We start from the raw sequence: 18,269 nt of genomic DNA on the forward strand, positions 1-18,269 counted from the left end.
CATTATTCTGGCAACAAGGTTGCGGCCTTGCTGATGATTTTCCATTCCCCTTGAAGCTTCTTCAAAAGGAAAAGATCAATAAACTTCATTCTTCTTGAAGGAATTTCTATGGAAGCTTTGGCAATGGCAATAGTATTGGCTTGGTCCACAGTTAGAATTTTGCCAATACGCCCATTGAATTTTCCAGCTTCCCTATTTCGGAACAGATCTGCATATTCTTGAGGTGTCAGCACCCATAATTCCTGATCTTTTTTAGATAGGAATAAATCAGCCTCAGGATAAAAGGCCGAGGTGATCTGTTCCAGATTGCTATAAGAGGATCCGTCCAGATAGGTTTGGAGGGTTTCCCGTATGGCCTTTTCCTCCGATTGGGCAGTTATGGGCAGGGAAGTCAATAAAACGAAGGCGATTAAGAACTGTTTGTGCATAGTGATCAATGTTAATTGTTATTGTGGTATTATTTGTATGAGTTTGCCGTTGTCCTCGTCAGTGAGGATATAGAGTTTTCCATCAGGACTTTGTCTAGCCTTTCTGATTCTAACCCGATCATCGATAAACAATTCTTCGGCACTTTTTATGGTAGTATCATCAATCCTGAATCGCCAAAGGCTTCCTCGGGAGAGTCCAGGAACAAAAAGGTTGTTTTTCCAATGGGGGAAATCGTTTCCGGTGTAAAAAGTTAAACCCGTGGGCGCCACTGTATGGGGCCAAAACCAAACAGGCGGTATAAAGGAGACATCGTCCAATTGGGGAGGCGTATAGTCCGAACTCCTTAACTTTCCCGAAGTAACATTGGGCCAGCCGTAATTGGCCCCAGCCTCCAAAATGTTGATTTCGTCCCCCTGGATGGTACCGTGCTCGCTAAACCAAATTTTTCCGGACCCAGGTTGTACCGTAATACCCTGGGCGGCCCTTATGCCCAAAGCGTAAATACCTGGAATGCTTCCAACCCCAAAATTTGGGTTGTCTTCGGGAATGCTTCCATCTGGATTAATCCGGTAGATTTTACCCCTTTTATCCGCCACATCTTGGGCAATCGGAAGGGGAGGTTCGTCCCTTTCCCAAAAAAGACGCTCTCCTATGGTGATGTATAATTTTCCGTCCTTCCCAAAGGTCATTCCGCCGCCATAGTGATAATATTCTTTGGTATAGGGTTCCGCAATCAGAAGCGTTTCATGCTTGGTCAAGGAGTCGTTGTTCAGTTTGGCCCTAGCCACTTTTGTGGTTGTTCCTGCCCCTTTTTTCTTGGCAGCATAACTAAAATATACCAAGGAATCGGACTTAAAATTTGGGCTGGTCAATACCTCAAAAATGCCCGAATTATCTCCAAAATGTATGGCTCGAATGCTATCGGTCAAGTCCTCGGGGAAACCTTTGATTATGGTTTTTTCTTTGGAGTTGAGATTGACCAGAAGTAGGTTCCCGTCCTTTTCCGAGATCAAGGCCTCCGCGGTGGACATAAATGCGATGCTCCAGGGATGGTTCAAGCCATCAAGCACGATTTTTTTGCTGGGAATCAATGCAGCATGTTGCTCCACTTTGTGTTCCGGCGCCTCGGCACATGCGATTACCAATATCAATAATACGGGAAAGAATTTCATCATCAGAAACTTTAGGGCAAATGAGATGAAATTCCAGATGGGAAGCTTTAAAAATCATGATTATTAAAACGAATCCACCTAGATGGCTTGGGCCTGTTTTCGATAAGCCGAAGGTGTGAGTTGGGTTTTAGCCTTGAATGCCATATTGAAGGAAGTAACGTTCCCAAAACCACAATCATAGGCAATAGCAATTATTTTGTCATTATTGTGTTTGGGATCAGACAGCAATTGCTTGGCTTTTTCAATCCGGTAGTCATTGACAAAGTCGGAGAAGTTTTTGTGCTCGTTCTGGTTGATGGCCTGGGACAATTTTCGGGCAGATACATTTAGCCGTTTCGCAACGGATTCAAGTGAAACGTTGGCATCCAAAAAAAGCTCTTCTTTAGAAAGTAGTTCTTTCACCTCCTTGACCAAACTTCCAGATTCTGATTTATCCAAGGTGGAGGCATTGTACTTCCCTAATTGAAAAGCATGCTTCTGAAGAAAGAGGAAGGAAAAGATGTAAATCAAAAAAGAAAAGAAGACGGCGCCACCTATATAAAATGGAATAAGGCCAGCCAGATTTCCCATATAGAATAACCATAGAAGACCGATTCCTATAAGCAAATTTCTAAACCAAGAAGCTCTTTGTGGGTGTACTTTTTGTCGTCCTTTGAGATATACACGAAGGGAAAGCAATACATAAACGGCCAAATGACCAAAAACCAACAGGTAAATCACATACGAGATGGGACGGCCGTCATTGGGGAACAGCGCACAAAAAAGAACAAAAAAGACGAATGGGAGCAGATGCAAATAATCCATCCGCTTTAGTTTTTTCATATTGAACAGCAAGCCCTTGCCATAAAACCAAAGAAAGGGGCCGGTCAATAAGATTCCGGAAATTCCCAGATTTCGTTGCCATGGGTCAAGATCAAAATATACATTGAGAATAGACTTTCCTATCCGGATGGTAAGGCCCAATATAACAAAGGCCAGGAAGATGTTATTCCGATCTCCGGTTTTGCGCAGGGTAATCAGGTACACGAATAAAAAAAGGGCCTGTGCAATACCCAAGCAACTCAATACCAATAAAACAACTTCCTGTTTCATGCCCCAAAAATAGAAAGACCCCAAAAAAGAAAATATGGAATCCACGGATACTTCTTATTTTTAGCAAAACAATAGGAAACCAGATGCAATCAAAACCTCTTTTGCTTGGTATGTTGGCACTTTGCCTGCTGAGCTGTTCGGAAACCAAAAAAATGGATACAACACATAGCCTGTTTGTGGGCACATATACCAACGGTGCCAGTGAAGGCATCTATAAATTCACTTTCGATACGTCAACAGGAGAACTTACCAATCGGGAATTGGCGGCCAAACTGAACAACCCTTCATACCTTAAGATTTCTTCGGACAAGAAAAACCTTTACGCCGTGCAGGAAACGGCAGATTTTGATAGCCTGGGCGGTGGGGTTACCGCCTTTCAACTGGAAGGTGGAAAACTAAAACTGCTGAACAGCGCCGGTACTGCGGGCACCCATCCTTGCCATGTTTCACTTTCTGGGGATGGTAAATTGGTGGCCTCCAATTATGGTGGCGGGAATGTTTCCATTCACCGTTTAAACCCCGATGGGGCTTTAGGTGAAAACCCGCAAGTCATTGACCATAAGGTGTTGGACACCTCCAAAACCTCCCATGCCCACATGGCGCAATTTGTTGGCGATAAACTTTTTGTCGCTGACTTAGGGTTGGATGCCGTAAAGCAATACCAGGAGAAAAATGGAAAATATACCCCCGCTGCCCAACCTTCGCTGGACGTGATCCAAGGAGCGGGCCCTAGACATTTTACGGTAAGTGCTTCTGGGAAACTCTATGTGATCAACGAGTTGAACTCCACCCTTTCCGTGTTTGAAAAAAATGCTTCGGGGGAATATGAAGAAATACAGACGATAAGCACACTTGATCCCGACTTTGAAGGGAAGAGCTATTGCGCGGATATCCATCTTTCTTCCGACGGGAAGTTTTTATATGGTTCCAACCGTGGGGAAAATAACATCGTTACATTCTCGGTCGATGAAACTTCAGGAAAAGTTACCCCTGTTGGATGGGAATCCGTTAGAGGGGACTGGCCAAGGAATTTTAGTTTGGATCCTTCCGGTAAATTTCTGTTGGTGGCCAATCAAAGAAGCCATAACATCACCATTTTTTCCAGGGATCAAAATGCGGGAACACTTGAATTTTTAAGTGAAGTACAAATGGACAGCCCGGTTTGCTTGGAGTTTTTGGATTAGTGTTTTCCTTTCGGAAGAGGGACTTTGACTAGGGTGTAATTTTCCAGCTTGGATTCATCAAAAATGACAATGTTTTCTTGGTCCAAATTATCCAATTGTGAGTCCGCAACGAAATACATACAGCCATTATTAATGGCAAAGGTTGTTGGGATATCGGATTCGTTTCGGAGGTTCCAAATTTTTTCCTCACCTGTGATTTCCATTAGCTTTTGATTGAGTTGAAATTGATATACCCCATTTTGAGTTGCATCTCTTTTGGTATTGACAATGGCGACCAAACTGTTTTGGTGGAACTTTAGTCCGTCGATACCCTTAAAATTATTAGGCTGGTTTACCAATGTTTTGGACGCAATGTCCAACACCCGAAGGCCGCTGGTATAGGAGGCAAAATATAGATACTTGTCGTCATTGGAAATGGCAATGCCGTTGCAGTGCTTAAGTTCATCATGGGCATAGAAAACTTCCAGCTCACCCTTCTTGGGATTCACGGTATAGATTTTATTGCTTTCCGAATCGGTGATGTAGAGGTTTCCCTTACTGCTGACAGCCAAATCGTTGAGGTAGGCGAAACCTGCTTCTTCAAGCTTATAGGAATTGATCAATTCTCCAGTTTCGATATGCAACAGCAGTAAAATGGATTCATTTTTTGGTTTGGGCAGGCTATTGCCCAAAGCATAGAGCACATCGCCCATAATGGTCATTCCAAAACCGGAGAGGTATCCGTGCTCACCACTTTTAATGAAGTCTTCAGGATGGCTTCCATCCAGATTGCAACGCACAATCTTATCATATCTTAAACTGTTTATAAAAAGTTTTTGATTTTGGAGGTCAACAGCGATGCCCTCAGGGATGAGGTCTTTTTCAAAATGAAGTGGAACAGCATTGGTAACCTCTTGGGCACTAGCAAAGCAAGAAACAAGAAGCAGCCCTAGGAAAGCAAATTTCATAATGTCTTTTGATTGATTGTCCTCCCAAGATCATAATTTATTCGTATTGAAGGTTAAAAATTTATGTTAAACCCTAAGTTCATTCAACTTGTTTAACCCCAGATACATGGGAAGCTACTGCCTTCCACATCCCATCGCGTTTGATCAGGATATTGCTGCTTTGGTAAATGGTCTCAATAGAATCATTGATGATATGACCAGTACCACAAATTAGGGCAGTTCCATTATCCAAAACATCCAAGCGCTTTATTTCATAGTGAAAGGAGTCGTGTTGCATAGCATTTTCTTTGATCCATTCCAATTCCCCTTGTTTGTCCGACCAAGTACCGCTGGCGTCAATCATTTGAAAGTCGTCTCCAAGAATTTTATCCAGTAGTACTGTGTCTTGCTCCCTGTAGGCTTTAGGCCATTGTACTTCCTTGAGATTTCTTAGAATTCCGTGGTCCGCAGGCGCAATAAGGCTGGTTATTTGCGGCCCCATCGAGGTTTCCTTGCAAGCTGATAGTGCGCAATACAAAATTAAAATACCAATCGTTTTTTTCATGATTTGAAGTTTTAGAAGAATGTGTAAACATATTTTAGGGTAACCAACTGGTTGTTGAATCGAGGTAGTTGTGGCATAAATTGCATACGGTCCGTGTTGTAATCTTGATTGTAAACGACATATAAATTATGTCCGTCACGAAAGTTGTACCTCAACCGTGCCGCGGTAAAAATTTGATTTTGGATAGAATTATATTGTGCCGTAACACTCCCTGATAAATGAAGGTTATAGGCCCAATTGATTCGGAATTGCGGCAGGGTAATCCATTCGGAAACATTTCTTTCACCAAAGCTCAGATAATTGACGCGCCAAGAGCCCTCCATGGTCAAATGTTGGTTGATGGTCCATTCCGGAGATAACCGGAACTCGAGATTCTTCCCATCAAAAAAGCTTCCGTATTCTGCCGAAATTGGGATTTTAAGTGCCCTTTGAAAACCGCTGGTGTACGAAGCACCAAAAAAGGAGTAAAAATAATCACCTTGTGGTATTGTAATCTTGTTCGAAAATTGAAGCGGTTCTTGAAGAAATTCATATTGGACCTGCCCAAAGAACGTAACCGCATCAATATTAAAGAATGTCCCAGACCACTGACTTCTGTTATACCATGTTAGGACTTCCGAAAAATCTGTGGTAAAATATAAGTCTGAATTAATGGGCATCCATCTTCTGTATTGGAACGTATGGTTTTCGCTTTCGGAATTGAATTTTCCATGATTGAGCCCGACATAAAAATTATGGTGTTTTTCCCGGAGTAGGAATCCCATTCCTGGTTTAAAAGCCTCTCCTGAAAATTCATAAGCGCCTCGATAAAACCAGCCATCGCGTTTACGACGGGCAAACTGAAATGCAAAACGGGAATTGTCAATCAAATTATAATCGGCGTTGGAAAAATTTTCACCTTCCACCGTAGTAGCCAGAGAGGTTATGATAAAATTTTCATCGCCAACATCAATCACCCCATCTACTCCCAAAGCTGTATTGATATAAGCTTCCCTTGCTCGGTTCGTGGCCATGAAGCCAATAAAGGATCTATCGTTAAAGACCTTTCTTCGCAATCGCAGGACTGAAAAATTTTCTGTTGGTAAAGCATTGGCGTTTATCCGAGTGCCCTCGGTTTGTAGGGATAATAACCCCAAGTCCCAATTCCCCAATTCCCCAGTAAGTTTGGCCCCTCCAATAATCGGGGTCAATTGTCCGTTGTTGATGCCAATGGTTCTACTGTAGAAAAGTTGGGAAAGGATGCCCATATCAAAATCGAACAGTCCGGATTGTTGCAAAAAGAACTTGCGCCGTTCTGGAAAAAATATGGAGACCCGACCTAAATTAACAACCTGATCATCTATTTCCACCTGGGAAAAATCCGTGTTCAAGGTGAGGTCCAACGTAAGGCTTGGCGTGATACCATAGCGAACGTCCAATCCAACATCCAATTCATTGAACGTATTTTTTTCATAAGCTGATTGGCTGGAATTAAGGCGGTAATTGTTTTGGGAGGATGCCAGAAGGTAGGGGGTGACCTGCAGGTCCTTTTTAGGTTCTAAACCTACAAATCTCACTGGTTTTTTTAAGGAGGGTTTGCCATTGGCCCCAGTAATGTTTTGGGGGACTTCTGGATAAACCAAAAGCTTGTTGTCATAATTGATAGTGCGCTGCGCGGAAATCCCACCCAAAACTTCTCCATCGCGGATTTCAAATCTTAAATTGGACAAAGGAATTCGATATTCTGCTTGCCATCCCTTTTCCGTAATTTGGGTCCTACCCTCCCAAAGCATATCATATGCTGGTGTGGATGGAGCATTGCCCAAGGGAACATTGTCATTGTATATGGCATCATCATATCGGCTGCCAGTGGGATAAATGCTAAAAATTAAGGCATTTTTTCGCGTCCGGTTGGGATCAATTTGAAACGCAAAATAATCGTCGCCGTACCAGCCGTCCCTAACCAAATTTCTTCCAATAATCTTTTCTGGATTCGGGTCTTTGGCATCCAAGGCCACATAGAGATAGTCCTTATCAAAGGTTACAAAAAGTGTGGTCAAGCTATCCGGCGCACCCCAATCGGGGCGCCATTCCGTAAAAGGGAAACGCTGGGCCTCTTCCCATAGGGCTTCATTTAAAAAACCATCCAAAAGGAGCTCGTCGGTTGTTCCGTGGATGTCAGTTATACTGTTTAAGTAATCCTGGGATAGCATTACCATTGGCGCAATGAATAATGATAGGAAAATTAGCTTTCGCATGTAGAAATACCTTTTTGGCCAAATCTACTTGCGGAAAATCTTCGAGGATAAAATAGTTATGTAAGCCGCGGAAAAAAAAGGGCGAGTTGCGGAATCTAGATGTGAGCCAATTCCTGAAGATAGGTTCTGCTGAATTTCAGATCGTCGCCGGTTTTTAATTTAAGCATACCATCTCCACTATGGTTCTTTTGGATATGGTCTATAAATTTGGAGTTGACCAAATACGAACGGTGTACCCGCTTAAAAGTTGCTGGACATAGGGCTTTAGAAAGCGATTTTAAACTTTGGTATTTTACAAACTTCCCTTTTTCGGTATGAAGGACCACACAGTTGTTGCTGGTTTCCACATAAATGATCTCATTGGGTTGCAACTGGAATTGATACCCCTGTTTGGAAACCGGAATTCGGGTGTCCATGTGTTCAGGTGTCGGGGTGCGCTCTTTTGATTTTTCAGATGGGATAAAATAAAATAACAGTGCAAAGTAGTAGAGAAGGTTTACCGCTATATTATTGGTGAGACTGGCATTGAGCATGTTGAAACTTGGAGAGGTGCAGTTGTAAATCGTGGTCATCAAGAAAACCACCAAGACTTGTCCAATAATAATATTTATGGCGGAAGCGGATAATCCCAATCCTCCCTGAATCAATACATTTTTTCCAGATGCGGTAACACCCCATTTCCCGCTCCAAGTTTTGATTTGTCGCGCGGAGAAATTCCAGAAAAAGAAACTGGTAATGGCCAAAATAGAGAGTTCGGAAAAACAGCTTGCCCCTAAACTTTCCTGAAACAATCGACCCAAGCCCATGTTCAATAGAACAAAAACACTTATGAGTGAAATGCGATTAGACATGGAGTAAATGTAATGGAAAAACCGATGGGTTGGATGGAATTTAACGGTCTTTAAACAAGCTAATATCCTGAACCATTTATCCTTGGGCGAAGACCACAAGGATGCCAATTATGATTAGTGCAAATACCACAGCGAAGAAAATTTTCCAAAAACTATAGGGTCTTGAACCGGAAATCTGCCCATTTTCCCCATTTATAAAAAAGTGGTATTCCTTGCCCTTGTAGCGGTAGGCGCTAATATATACGGGAAGCAGGATGTGCTTAAAAGTCTCTTCGGATAACTGCATATCCATGCTGGAAACGCGTTGGGTATCCCCGCCAATATCTTGTCTGCACCACCTATGTGCAATGTCCCTAGCCACTTCTTTGGAATGCAAATGACCTTGCTTTAGGGGAATGGTATATTTTTCGGTAACAAAACCTGATAAAAAACTGCTGTTGAAAGGTTGCAGTTTTTTTAAGTTCCATCGGGCAATTTTGCCTGGAATTCGACCAGATTTTTGCTTGGAGGCTTCAATTAAGGTGTCGTCCACAAATCCGGAAACTTTTCCGGACGCTGGGTACCACCTTGTTTTGCGAACCTGCTGGGACACCATTTTTCCATTGGCGTTTCGCACCCTTCGAGTTTCGTAATAATACTCGCCCCGTTGTCCGGTATAGGTAGCGGCCAATTGTGCATCAAATGTCCAGTAGGGTAAGTAGAGACCTTTGGTAAATTGTGGGTCCAAAGCTGCTTTTTTAAGCTTGTTTGGAGCCCACCAAAGCCGGTCGACCCACTTTTGGAAAATCAAAAACGACTTTTTCTTTTCAATTTGAAAAGGCAGCACAGCTCCGGGCAAGATCCATTCTTCTTTATAGGCATCCTCGATAACCAAGGGCATACTGCAATAGACGCAGTGGAGCGATTTGTAATTTTCCTCTATATGCTGGTTGGCGCCACAATGCTTACAATGTAGCATGGAGATTTCTTCACTGTGTTTTTGGGCGCCCATTTCCTTGAGATAGGGGTAAAGTTCCAACTCCTCAAACCCGTTCTCATCAATTTCAATGGACTCCTGATGCCCACAGTATGCACAACTAATGTTTGTGGTGCCGGGTTTATATTTGAGCTCTGCCCCACAGTTTATGCAGGGTTTTTTGAGCTCTGTCTTTTGGATTGATGGTTCCATGCTGTCATTCCCGCGAAGGTGGGAATCTTGTTGTTATGGCTTACTGTTTTTAATGGAATTACAAAATAATATTATGGGTTCGGCAAAGGAGGTGGCGTGTTTCCACCTAAGAATGATTTCAGTTCCTCTACATCTTGAAGCGCTGCCCAGTTTGCCATGCCCTGTTTCCAGATAAGACTTTCCCTATTTATAGTTCTGCTTGCAAAAAGGGATTGAAGTTGCTCAAAGGTTACCGGTCCTTGTTGGGCACCATTGGCTGCGTAATAATACAGGACCTGGGTTGGCATTGGTGGTGGAACCGAACCAGTAGCTTGTGGCATTTGGGTATTGGTTTGTTGGGGCCCGCCCATCAATCCGCCCATTTGTTGGGCAAGCACAAAACCCATTCCCATTCCCATTCCAGCACCTGCCGTACCACCTTCATTTTTAGCTGCAGCTTCAATAGCCTTGGCTGTCTTGAACTTGGCCAATTTGTCCAAATCCAATTTGTCGATGCGGCTGTATTCGAAAATCTCTTTTTTGAGATCTTCCGGCATGGAGACATTCTCAATATAAAACTTCTCTAGGGAGATGCCCACCGTTAGGAATTCAGGCTGCATAACCTCCTGGCAAGTTTCGGAGAGCTCAGAGGTATTGGCCGCATAGAGTTCTATGGGCAGATTGGCCTCGCCGACGGTATCGGTAAATCGGGTGGCTATCAAACTTTTTAAATGCTCATTGATCTCAAAATTTGTGAAGTTATTATCCGTTCCTACGATATCAACAATAAACTTGCCAGCATCCGAAATTTTAAAGGCATAGGTTCCAAAAGCCCTGATCTCGACAAGGCCAAATCGCTCATCACTTAAAGTAATTGGACTCTTGGTTCCCCATTTTTCATCAGTGAACAAATGGGTGTTCACAAAATAGACCTCGGCCTTAAAAGGCGAATTGAATCCATATTTCCATCCTTTTAGGGTAGCGAGGATTGGAAGGTTTTTTGTGGTGAGGTCATAGGTGCCAGGTTCAAACACATCGGCCAACTGGCCTTCGTTGACGAATACTGCGGTCTGTCCTTCACGGACTATAAGTTTGGCCCCGTTTTTTATCTCATTTTGATAACGCTCAAATCGGTGCGCAATGGTGTCATCGGTATAATCCAGCCACTCGATTATATCAATGAACTCGTTGGTGAGCTTCTCTTTGATTTTACTAAAAATATCCATGGTGAAGTGTTTTGTGTTAATGTTTCTAAAATAAGAAATTGGAAGATTACTTCCTCCAAGGGATTAGTATAAAATTATCCACATTGTTACATACACCGTCAAAATTGAATTAAAATAGGATTTGTATTTAGGCTGATTGAATCTGGGCCCCAAAAAGAAAACGATACCTACTTTTTCCCTACATTTAGTACCGACTAATTCAACACTAAAGAAAATGAAACACTTGCTTTCCAAAACCGGCATACTTTTGTTGGTCTGCACCCTATTTGCAACCACTTCCCAATCCCAAAGAAGAAAATCCGTTTCCGCTGGCCCGGAATATCCAGAAGCGATTTACTCCAGTCTGGAATACCGTTTGGTGGGACCATTTAGGGGAGGTCGATCTGCTGCCGTGACTGGAGTCCCGGGCGAGCCCAATCTTTTTTATTTTGGGGCCACTGGAGGGGGCGTGTGGAAGACCACCGATGGCGGACGAACTTGGGGGAATATTTCCGATGGGTATTTTGGAGGAAGTATCGGCGCCGTTGAGGTTGCCCAAAGCGACCCCAATGTGATTTATGTTGGAGGCGGAGAAAAAACGCTTCGAGGCAATGTGTCAAGTGGGTATGGAATTTGGAAAACAGAGGATGCCGGGAAAACCTGGAAGCAGGCAGGGCTTACCAAAAGCAGGCATGTACCACGAATTAGGATTCATCCTACAGATCACAACACGGTTTATGCCGCCGTCTTGGGAAATATTTATAAACCAACCCGAGAAAGGGGGGTGTATAAAAGTACCGATGGCGGAAAAACTTGGAAGCAGGTCCTTTATGTAAATGATCAGTCAGGAGCCGTTGATCTTACCTTGGATCCAAACAATCCCAGGATAATTTATGCATCTACTTGGAGGGCAAAACGGACCCCGTACAGTCTAAGCAGCGGGGGTGATGGTTCGGCCCTTTGGAAAAGTACGGATAGTGGGGAGACCTGGACCGAGATATCCAAGAACGAAGGTTTTCCCAAAGATACTTTGGGCATTATAGGCGTTACTGTATCTCCTGTAAACAGCGAGCGAGTATGGGCCATTGTGGAAAACAAGGAAAAGGGAGGGCTTTACCGATCCGAAGATGGAGGAAAGAAATGGACCCAAGTGAACAGTGAACGCAAATTGCGCCAACGGGCATGGTACTACACCAGGGTCTATGCCGATACTGAGGATGTGAACACTGTCTATGTGCTGAATGTGAGGTACCACAAATCTACGGATGGCGGAAAATCCTTTAGTACCTTCAATGCACCCCATGGTGATCACCATGATCTTTGGATTTCTCCTGAAAACTCCAAACTCATGATCATCGGGGATGATGGCGGTGCCCAAGTAAGTTATGACGGAGGCGATACTTGGAGTACTTATTACAATCAACCAACTGCACAGTTCTATCGAGTGACCACGGACAATGCATTCCCCTATAGGATCTATGTGGCCCAACAAGACAATTCCACAATACGAATCAACCATAGAAGCGACGATGGCTCCATTGGAGAGGATGATTGGGAGCCTACTGCGGGGGGAGAATCGGCCCATATTGCAGTGGATCCGACCAATAATGATATTGTTTATGGCGGGAGTTATGGCGGATTCCTGACTAGGGTTAACCATGCCAAGAAAACAACAAGGGGCATCAATGTTTGGCCCGATAATCCCATGGGTTATGGAGCCGAGGGAATGAAGTACCGCTTTCAATGGAATTTCCCCATAATTTTTAGCAAACACGACCCTAAAAAACTGTACACCTTTTCCAATCATGTGCACATGAGCACCAATGAAGGGCAAAGCTGGGAGTTGTTGAGCGATGATTTAACCCGTAACGATCCGGATAAATTGGTAAGTAGCGGGGGACCCATTACCCAGGACAATACAGGAGTAGAATATTACTGTACCATTTTTGCCGCCAATGAAAGTCCACTTAAAGAAGGCTTGCTTTGGGTAGGAAGCGATGACGGATTGATCCATGTCACCCAAGATGGAGGAACAACATGGGAGAATGTTACTCCCCCCAACCTGCCCGAATGGAGTATGATCAATAGTATAGAACCTTCAAGTTTTGATGAAGGCACTTGCTATGTTGCGGCTACCCGTTACAAGCTGGGGGACTTCAAACCTTATTTGTACAAGACCACGGATTATGGAAGGACTTGGACTAAAATAACGAACGGTATAAACGAAGAACATTTCACTAGGGCGCTCCGGGAGGACCCAAAAAGAAAGGGCTTGCTGTATGCAGGAACAGAAACCGGAATGTATATTTCGTTTAACGATGGACAAAAATGGGAGAAATTCCAATTGAATCTACCCATTGTTCCGATTACGGATTTGACCATTAAGGACAACAACCTAATCGTGGCCACACAAGGTCGAAGTGTTTGGATTTTGGATGACCTAACGGTGCTTCATCAGTTGGATCCTGCGAAGAAGACGGCAGCAACTATTTTGTATCAACCCAAAGACAGCTATAGAACCAAAGGTTCCGCTGCCAAGGAACCCTCCAAAACAGAAGGTCAAAACCATCCTAACGGGGTTGTTACCCATTTTTATCTAAAAAACCATTCGGAAACAGACAGCATCAGTCTTACTTATACCTCCATGAATGGTGATACGTTGGCCAACTATAGCACCTTTTCCAAGAATCAAAAACAGAAGCTAAAAGTCAAGAAGGGTGGAAATACCCACGTTTGGGATACGCGTGGCAAAGGAGCAGAAAAATTGAAGGGCATGATCCTTTGGTGGGCCAATTTAAACGGGGCAAAAGCTGTCCCAGGTTCTTACCAAGTCCATTTGAATGTCAATGGAACCGCACAATCACAAGATTTCAAAATCCTGCCAGATCCAAGGGCTGAAGTTTCCGTGGCCGATATGCAAAAGCAATTTGATTTTATTTCGGATATCAACACTACGGTGGAGAAAGCGCATCAGTCCATCAAAAAAATTCGAAAGATCAGCGAAAAACTTTCGGCCTTTGCCAAGCAATATAAAGACAACGAGCAAACAAAGGCATTGGTTGAAAAAGCCGAAAAGATGAAGGAGGATTTCAGCAATATCGAGAAGGCACTTTACCAAACCCAAAACAGGAGCGTCCAAGACCCTTTGAACTTTCCCATTCGATTGACGAATAAACTTGGCCATTTGAACAGTTTGGTCTCTATTGATGATTTTCCACCCACAGATCAGGACATCGCGGTGAAAAATGAGCTCACCACTAAAATCAGTAAGGAATTGAATGCTTTTGATGCTTTGGTCGACAAGGAAATGCGAGAGTTCAATAGGGAGTTCAACAATCTAAACCTAAATTATCTTTTTGTGGAAGAATAATCTCCAGCCCAAACCAAATCGTCTAAATTTGCGATGCTTGGATAAAGGAGGATTTTGACCATACCTGGACGATTTATGAGTTTGGACCCACATGCTTTTTATAAAGCCCGCTTACAAAAGTTTGAAAATGAACTTGAAGAGATCAGGAAAAAGCTTGACTATTCAAGTGCCATTCGTCTTTTGGTGGTTATAGCCACCGTTTTGGGAATTTATTTGGGCTGGGGAACCTTGGCTTATTGGATTCCCACACTTATGATCGGAATTGGGGCCTTTATCTTTTTGGTAATCCGTCATAATCAAATAAAGTACGAGCAAGACCTAAAACACGAACTGCTAGCACGAAATCAAAAAGAACTTAGGGTATTGGACCGTGACTTTTATGATTTGCCAGAAGGAAATGAGTTTCAGGATGCTGAGCATTGGTATGGAGCGGATATTGATTTATTCGGAAGGGGATCTTTTTATCAATACCTTAATAGAACGGCCTTGGAAAGTGGCTCGATACAATTGGCCGGAATACTTCAATCCAATGACATAATTGGGATTAATAGAAAGCAAGTTGCCGTTCAAGAGTTGGCAGCAATGCCAGAATGGCGGCAAGAATATGGAGCCACCGCAACCTTGGTTAAAACCCAGGTGCCAGCTCATAAAATTATCAAATGGCTGTCCGCGTATGAGCCCTTTGTGCCTGCTACCATGAAAGTATGGACCATGGTATTTTCCTTTATTTCTTTGGCATTGTTGGCCCTTTGTTCTCTAAGCTTGATTTCATGGGTTTGGATGCTGATCATCTTTGTTTGCGGCATGTTGATATCAGGAAAGTTTGTAAAAAAAATCAACCGACTTTCCAACCATGTCTCCAAAATACAGAGCACTTTTACCCAGTATTCCCGATTGCTGTCCCTTATAGAGAACCAAGAATTTGAAAGCGAATTATTGGCCCTTAAAAGGAAGGAAATTATTGATGAGGGGTATTCAAGTTCGGGTGTATTAAAGCGTTTCTCGCGACTTTTGGACCGATTGGATCAGCGAAATAATATTTTGATGGGGTTTATCCTCAATGGTTTTTTCCTAAGGGATTTGATCATTTGCTCCAATATAGAAGTGTGGATTGATCAAAATAGGAGAAAGGTGCCCAAGTGGTTCTATGCCATTGCATTTTTTGATGCCCAGAACAGTTTGGGCAACTACGCTTTCAACCATGTGGAGCATACATATCCAACTATTTTGGACAACGGGAAAACCTTGGAATGCACGGGAATGTCCCATCCATTGTTAGATCCGAACAAGGCGGTCAGCAATGATATTTCCATTGCAAATGATGAATTTTTTATTGTTACTGGGGCCAATATGGCGGGTAAAAGTACCTTTTTACGCAGTGTTGCCCTCCACCTGGTAATGGCCAACATTGGACTTCCTGTATGCGCCAAGACCTCAACATATACCCCTATCAAGTTGATTACCAGTATGCGGACAACGGACAGTCTGGCGGATGAGGAAAGTTACTTTTTCAGTGAGCTCAAAAGATTGAAATTTATTATTGGGCAAATGGACAAGGACAGCTATTTTATTGTACTGGATGAAATTTTAAAAGGGACCAATAGCAAGGACAAGGCCTTGGGATCCCAAAAGTTCATTAACAAGTTGGTGGGTATGGGAGGTACAGGGATTGTTGCGACCCACGACCTTAGCTTGTGCGAGGTGGTGGAGGAACTGGAAAAGGTGTCCAATTATTTTTTCGATGCGCAGATTGTGGATGGGGAACTTTACTTTGACTACCAATTTAAAAAAGGAATCTGCCAAAATATGAATGCCAGTTTTTTGCTGAAGAAAATGGGCATAGTGGATTAATTCTGGAGTGTAGACCTTACATTTACAATTGGAATCAACCCATGGCACAATGTTGTACGCTTATATTAAGTCTTTGCACCTGATTTTTGTGGTCACCTGGTTTGCAGGACTGTTTTATATTCCCCGTCTTTTCATCTATCATATTGAAGCTTGGCAAAAACCTTCCCCGGAAAAGGAAATTTTGTCGAATCAATTTAAATTGATGACCAAGCGGTTGTGGTATATCATAACCTGGCCTTCGGCGATACTTTGTACCCTTTTTGCCGTTTGGCTTCTTATCATCATGCCCCAATGGCTAAGTCAACCTTGGATGCATGTAAAGTTGGCTTTTGTCGCCCTGTTGTTCGTTTATCATGTTAAGTGCCATCAAATATTTAAACAACTGCAGAGGGATGAGGTCAAATACAGTTCCCGCTTTATGCGAATCTGGAACGAAGTGGCCACCCTAGTACTTTTTGCGGTGGTGTTTCTCGTAATCCTAAAAGATGCATTCAACTGGATCTATGGTACCGTGGGAATCATTGTACTTGCCATACTACTGATGTTGGGCATTCGATTGTACAAACGGATTCGGGATAAAAATCCAAATGCGTAAAAGAATTCAAGAGCACCTTCAATCTTCAAGTTCGACCATCGGATTTTGAGCTTGAACTTGAGCTTGGCATTTGAACTTAAATTGGCTTGATTATTGCTAACTTTAATCCAAACTTCAAAACGGTTGTTCAAAAAACTATCGCTTAGGTCGCGCATCTTTTTCACCATGATCTTGCTGGTGCTCATCGCTTCGGTGCTCATCGCTGGGGTTACCATTTATCAGTATAGGGAGCAAGACAAGGACTATCATGAAAATCGATTGGAACGAAAAGAGCAGCAAATTCTTCAGAGCATCTCCTATGTGCTTAAGGAAACAACTTATCCCGTTACAACCGAAAACCTCAACCATATTTTTAAGGATGAAATATATAAGATTGCGGATGTCCAAAACGTAACCTTTAATATCTATGATTTGGAGGGAGGCTTGATCAAAAGCTCAAGGCCTGCCTTCGAGGCCGATTCCATTTCCAACTGTTTGGATGCCGAGGTTCTCAACAATTTAAAGCTGCATCCCGAAAGGCGTTATGTGGAAAAGAAAAGGGCAGCCGGCGATAATTATCAGGCCTCATATACCTTTATCAAAGACACCCAATTTAAACCAATCGGTATAGTAAATCTGCCTTATTTTGAGGACAATACCTTTAGCAACATGGAACTTCGGGAGTTCCTGTTCAGACTGGGTGGAGTGTACCTGCTAATGCTACTTTCAGCGATTATTTTGGCTTATTTCGTTTCAAAATATATTACCCGTTCCCTGCAAACCATTTCGGCTAAAATGGATCGGACAAAGCTCACCCAAAGGAACGAGAAAATTTTCATCGAGAATCCCACGGATGAAATTGGAAAACTGATTGATTCCTATAACGGTATGATTGATGAACTCGAAGAAAGTGCAGCCAAACTTGCCCGGAGCGAACGCGAACAAGCTTGGAGGGAAATGGCCAAACAGGTGGCGCATGAAATCAAAAATCCCTTGACCCCCCTTCGCCTTACCATCCAGAGTTTTGAACGAAAGTTCGACCCCAATGACCCCAAAGCCGAAAAAAAGATTCAGGAATTTTCCAAAACGGTGATTCAGCAAATAGACACCTTGAGCAACATTGCATCGGCCTTTTCCAATTTTGCCAATATGCCGGCACAGCAGAATGAGACATTAAATGTTGTGAAGATTGTGAAACTGGCTTTGGAAATTTTCCATGAAGACTATATCCATTTCATCTCGGACGAGGAGGAGATCATTGCCAAATTGGATAGGACCCAACTGATTCGGGTGGTCACTAACTTGGTCAAAAACGCCATTCAAGCAGTACCGGAGGTAGACGCTCCCCGGATTTTGGTCACAGTGGCCTCGGAAGGGGATGAAGTAAAGATTTCCGTTGCAGATAATGGGGTAGGAATTACGGATGAGAACAAGGACAAGATTTTTGAACCTAAGTTTACCACCAAATCAAGCGGAATGGGTCTTGGTCTAGGCATGGTAAAGAATATTGTCGAGAATTATAAAGGGGTGATTGACTTTACTTCCCAAGAAGGAAAAGGAACCGTATTCACCGTAAAGTTTCCAAAGGAGTAACCGACGAGCCCGACCCCAGTTGACTGATTGATGTTGGATGCTTACTTTTACCTAACACCTAACACCTAACACC

The 18,269-nt window shown here is 43.1% G+C and carries 14 protein-coding genes; 5 read left to right on the forward strand and 9 right to left on the reverse strand.

The features are described from left to right. Positions 1–2 precede the first annotated feature (2 nt). The 3 genes from M3P07_RS09940 to M3P07_RS09950 all read right to left on the reverse strand — a co-directional run bounded on the left by M3P07_RS09940 (position 3) and on the right by M3P07_RS09950 (position 2,693). Positions 3–428 carry a nuclear transport factor 2 family protein gene (locus tag M3P07_RS09940; RefSeq protein WP_249969760.1) on the reverse strand — a complete coding sequence of 142 codons (426 nt, stop codon included), beginning with the start codon at positions 426–428 and terminating at the stop codon, positions 3–5. 18 nt (positions 429–446) lie between these two features. Further along, entirely contained in the window at positions 447–1,604 is a 1,158-nt protein-coding gene (locus M3P07_RS09945; protein ID WP_249969761.1) for a PQQ-dependent sugar dehydrogenase, read from the reverse strand. A 75-nt stretch (positions 1,605–1,679) separates the two neighbouring features. Further along, positions 1,680–2,693: a helix-turn-helix domain-containing protein gene (locus M3P07_RS09950; protein WP_249969762.1), complete on the reverse strand. Its 1,014-nt coding sequence runs from the start codon at positions 2,691–2,693 to the stop codon at positions 1,680–1,682. 152 nt (positions 2,694–2,845) lie between these two features. Here M3P07_RS09950 and M3P07_RS09955 point away from each other — a divergent pair, with 152 nt between their 5' ends. Continuing rightward, positions 2,846–3,877 carry a lactonase family protein gene (locus M3P07_RS09955; RefSeq protein WP_249969763.1) on the forward strand — a complete coding sequence of 344 codons (1,032 nt, stop codon included), beginning with the start codon at positions 2,846–2,848 and terminating at the stop codon, positions 3,875–3,877. Here M3P07_RS09955 and M3P07_RS09960 read toward each other — a convergent pair. The 6 genes from M3P07_RS09960 to M3P07_RS09985 form a co-directional block, all read right to left on the reverse strand. Next, a complete protein-coding gene (locus M3P07_RS09960; protein WP_249969764.1) occupies positions 3,874–4,824 on the reverse strand; it encodes an SMP-30/gluconolactonase/LRE family protein in 951 nt (316 codons plus the stop codon). The two genes, M3P07_RS09955 and M3P07_RS09960, sit on opposite strands and share 4 nt — an antisense overlap. A gap of 79 nt (positions 4,825–4,903) precedes the next feature. Further along, on the reverse strand, positions 4,904–5,368 hold the full coding sequence (locus M3P07_RS09965; protein WP_249969765.1) for a nuclear transport factor 2 family protein: 465 nt from the start codon (positions 5,366–5,368) through the stop codon (positions 4,904–4,906). Between the two features lie 11 nt (positions 5,369–5,379). Next, entirely contained in the window at positions 5,380–7,605 is a 2,226-nt protein-coding gene (locus M3P07_RS09970) for a DUF5916 domain-containing protein (RefSeq protein ID WP_249969766.1), read from the reverse strand. 95 nt (positions 7,606–7,700) lie between these two features. After that, entirely contained in the window at positions 7,701–8,456 is a 756-nt protein-coding gene (locus M3P07_RS09975; RefSeq protein ID WP_249969767.1) for a LytR/AlgR family response regulator transcription factor, read from the reverse strand. 76 nt (positions 8,457–8,532) lie between these two features. Further along, positions 8,533–9,624 carry a TFIIB-type zinc ribbon-containing protein gene (locus M3P07_RS09980; RefSeq protein ID WP_249969768.1) on the reverse strand — a complete coding sequence of 364 codons (1,092 nt, stop codon included), beginning with the start codon at positions 9,622–9,624 and terminating at the stop codon, positions 8,533–8,535. Positions 9,625–9,695: 71 nt separating this feature from the next. Further along, on the reverse strand, positions 9,696–10,829 hold the full coding sequence (locus M3P07_RS09985) for an SPFH domain-containing protein (protein ID WP_249969769.1): 1,134 nt from the start codon (positions 10,827–10,829) through the stop codon (positions 9,696–9,698). A gap of 214 nt (positions 10,830–11,043) precedes the next feature. Between M3P07_RS09985 and M3P07_RS09990 the strand changes: the two genes are divergently transcribed. The 4 genes from M3P07_RS09990 (at position 11,044) to M3P07_RS10005 (ending at position 18,196) form a co-directional block, all read left to right on the forward strand. Next, on the forward strand, positions 11,044–14,178 hold the full coding sequence (locus M3P07_RS09990; protein ID WP_249969770.1) for a VPS10 domain-containing protein: 3,135 nt from the start codon (positions 11,044–11,046) through the stop codon (positions 14,176–14,178). Positions 14,179–14,253: 75 nt separating this feature from the next. Further along, positions 14,254–16,029 carry a MutS-related protein gene (locus M3P07_RS09995; RefSeq protein WP_249969771.1) on the forward strand — a complete coding sequence of 592 codons (1,776 nt, stop codon included), beginning with the start codon at positions 14,254–14,256 and terminating at the stop codon, positions 16,027–16,029. Between the two features lie 49 nt (positions 16,030–16,078). Further along, positions 16,079–16,624 (forward strand): CopD family protein, encoded by a 546-nt coding sequence (locus tag M3P07_RS10000; RefSeq protein WP_249969772.1) that lies wholly within the window; start codon positions 16,079–16,081, stop codon positions 16,622–16,624. Positions 16,625–16,789: 165 nt separating this feature from the next. Then, a complete protein-coding gene (locus M3P07_RS10005; protein ID WP_249970281.1) occupies positions 16,790–18,196 on the forward strand; it encodes a sensor histidine kinase in 1,407 nt (468 codons plus the stop codon). Positions 18,197–18,269: the final 73 nt, after the last annotated feature.

It is taken from the genome of Flagellimonas myxillae (genome assembly GCF_023502235.1).
Lineage (GTDB): Bacteria > Bacteroidota > Bacteroidia > Flavobacteriales > Flavobacteriaceae > Flagellimonas > Flagellimonas myxillae.

Excerpts from the sequence above, each read along its gene's own strand:
- M3P07_RS10005 (WP_249970281.1), top strand. The coding sequence starts at position 16,790 with ATGATCTTGCTGGTGCTCATCGCTTCGGTGCTCATCGCTGGGGTTACC.
- M3P07_RS10000 (WP_249969772.1), top strand. The coding sequence starts at position 16,079 with ATGTTGTACGCTTATATTAAGTCTTTGCACCTGATTTTTGTGGTCACC.
- M3P07_RS09975 (WP_249969767.1), bottom strand. The coding sequence starts at position 8,456 with ATGTCTAATCGCATTTCACTCATAAGTGTTTTTGTTCTATTGAACATG.
- M3P07_RS09995 (WP_249969771.1), top strand. The coding sequence starts at position 14,254 with ATGAGTTTGGACCCACATGCTTTTTATAAAGCCCGCTTACAAAAGTTT.
- M3P07_RS09990 (WP_249969770.1), top strand. The coding sequence starts at position 11,044 with ATGAAACACTTGCTTTCCAAAACCGGCATACTTTTGTTGGTCTGCACC.
- M3P07_RS09965 (WP_249969765.1), bottom strand. The coding sequence starts at position 5,368 with ATGAAAAAAACGATTGGTATTTTAATTTTGTATTGCGCACTATCAGCT.
- M3P07_RS09960 (WP_249969764.1), bottom strand. The coding sequence starts at position 4,824 with ATGAAATTTGCTTTCCTAGGGCTGCTTCTTGTTTCTTGCTTTGCTAGT.
- M3P07_RS09940 (WP_249969760.1), bottom strand. The coding sequence starts at position 428 with ATGCACAAACAGTTCTTAATCGCCTTCGTTTTATTGACTTCCCTGCCC.
- M3P07_RS09945 (WP_249969761.1), bottom strand. The coding sequence starts at position 1,604 with ATGATGAAATTCTTTCCCGTATTATTGATATTGGTAATCGCATGTGCC.
- M3P07_RS09950 (WP_249969762.1), bottom strand. The coding sequence starts at position 2,693 with ATGAAACAGGAAGTTGTTTTATTGGTATTGAGTTGCTTGGGTATTGCA.
- M3P07_RS09985 (WP_249969769.1), bottom strand. The coding sequence starts at position 10,829 with ATGGATATTTTTAGTAAAATCAAAGAGAAGCTCACCAACGAGTTCATT.
- M3P07_RS09970 (WP_249969766.1), bottom strand. The coding sequence starts at position 7,605 with ATGCGAAAGCTAATTTTCCTATCATTATTCATTGCGCCAATGGTAATG.
- M3P07_RS09980 (WP_249969768.1), bottom strand. The coding sequence starts at position 9,624 with ATGGAACCATCAATCCAAAAGACAGAGCTCAAAAAACCCTGCATAAAC.
- M3P07_RS09955 (WP_249969763.1), top strand. The coding sequence starts at position 2,846 with ATGGATACAACACATAGCCTGTTTGTGGGCACATATACCAACGGTGCC.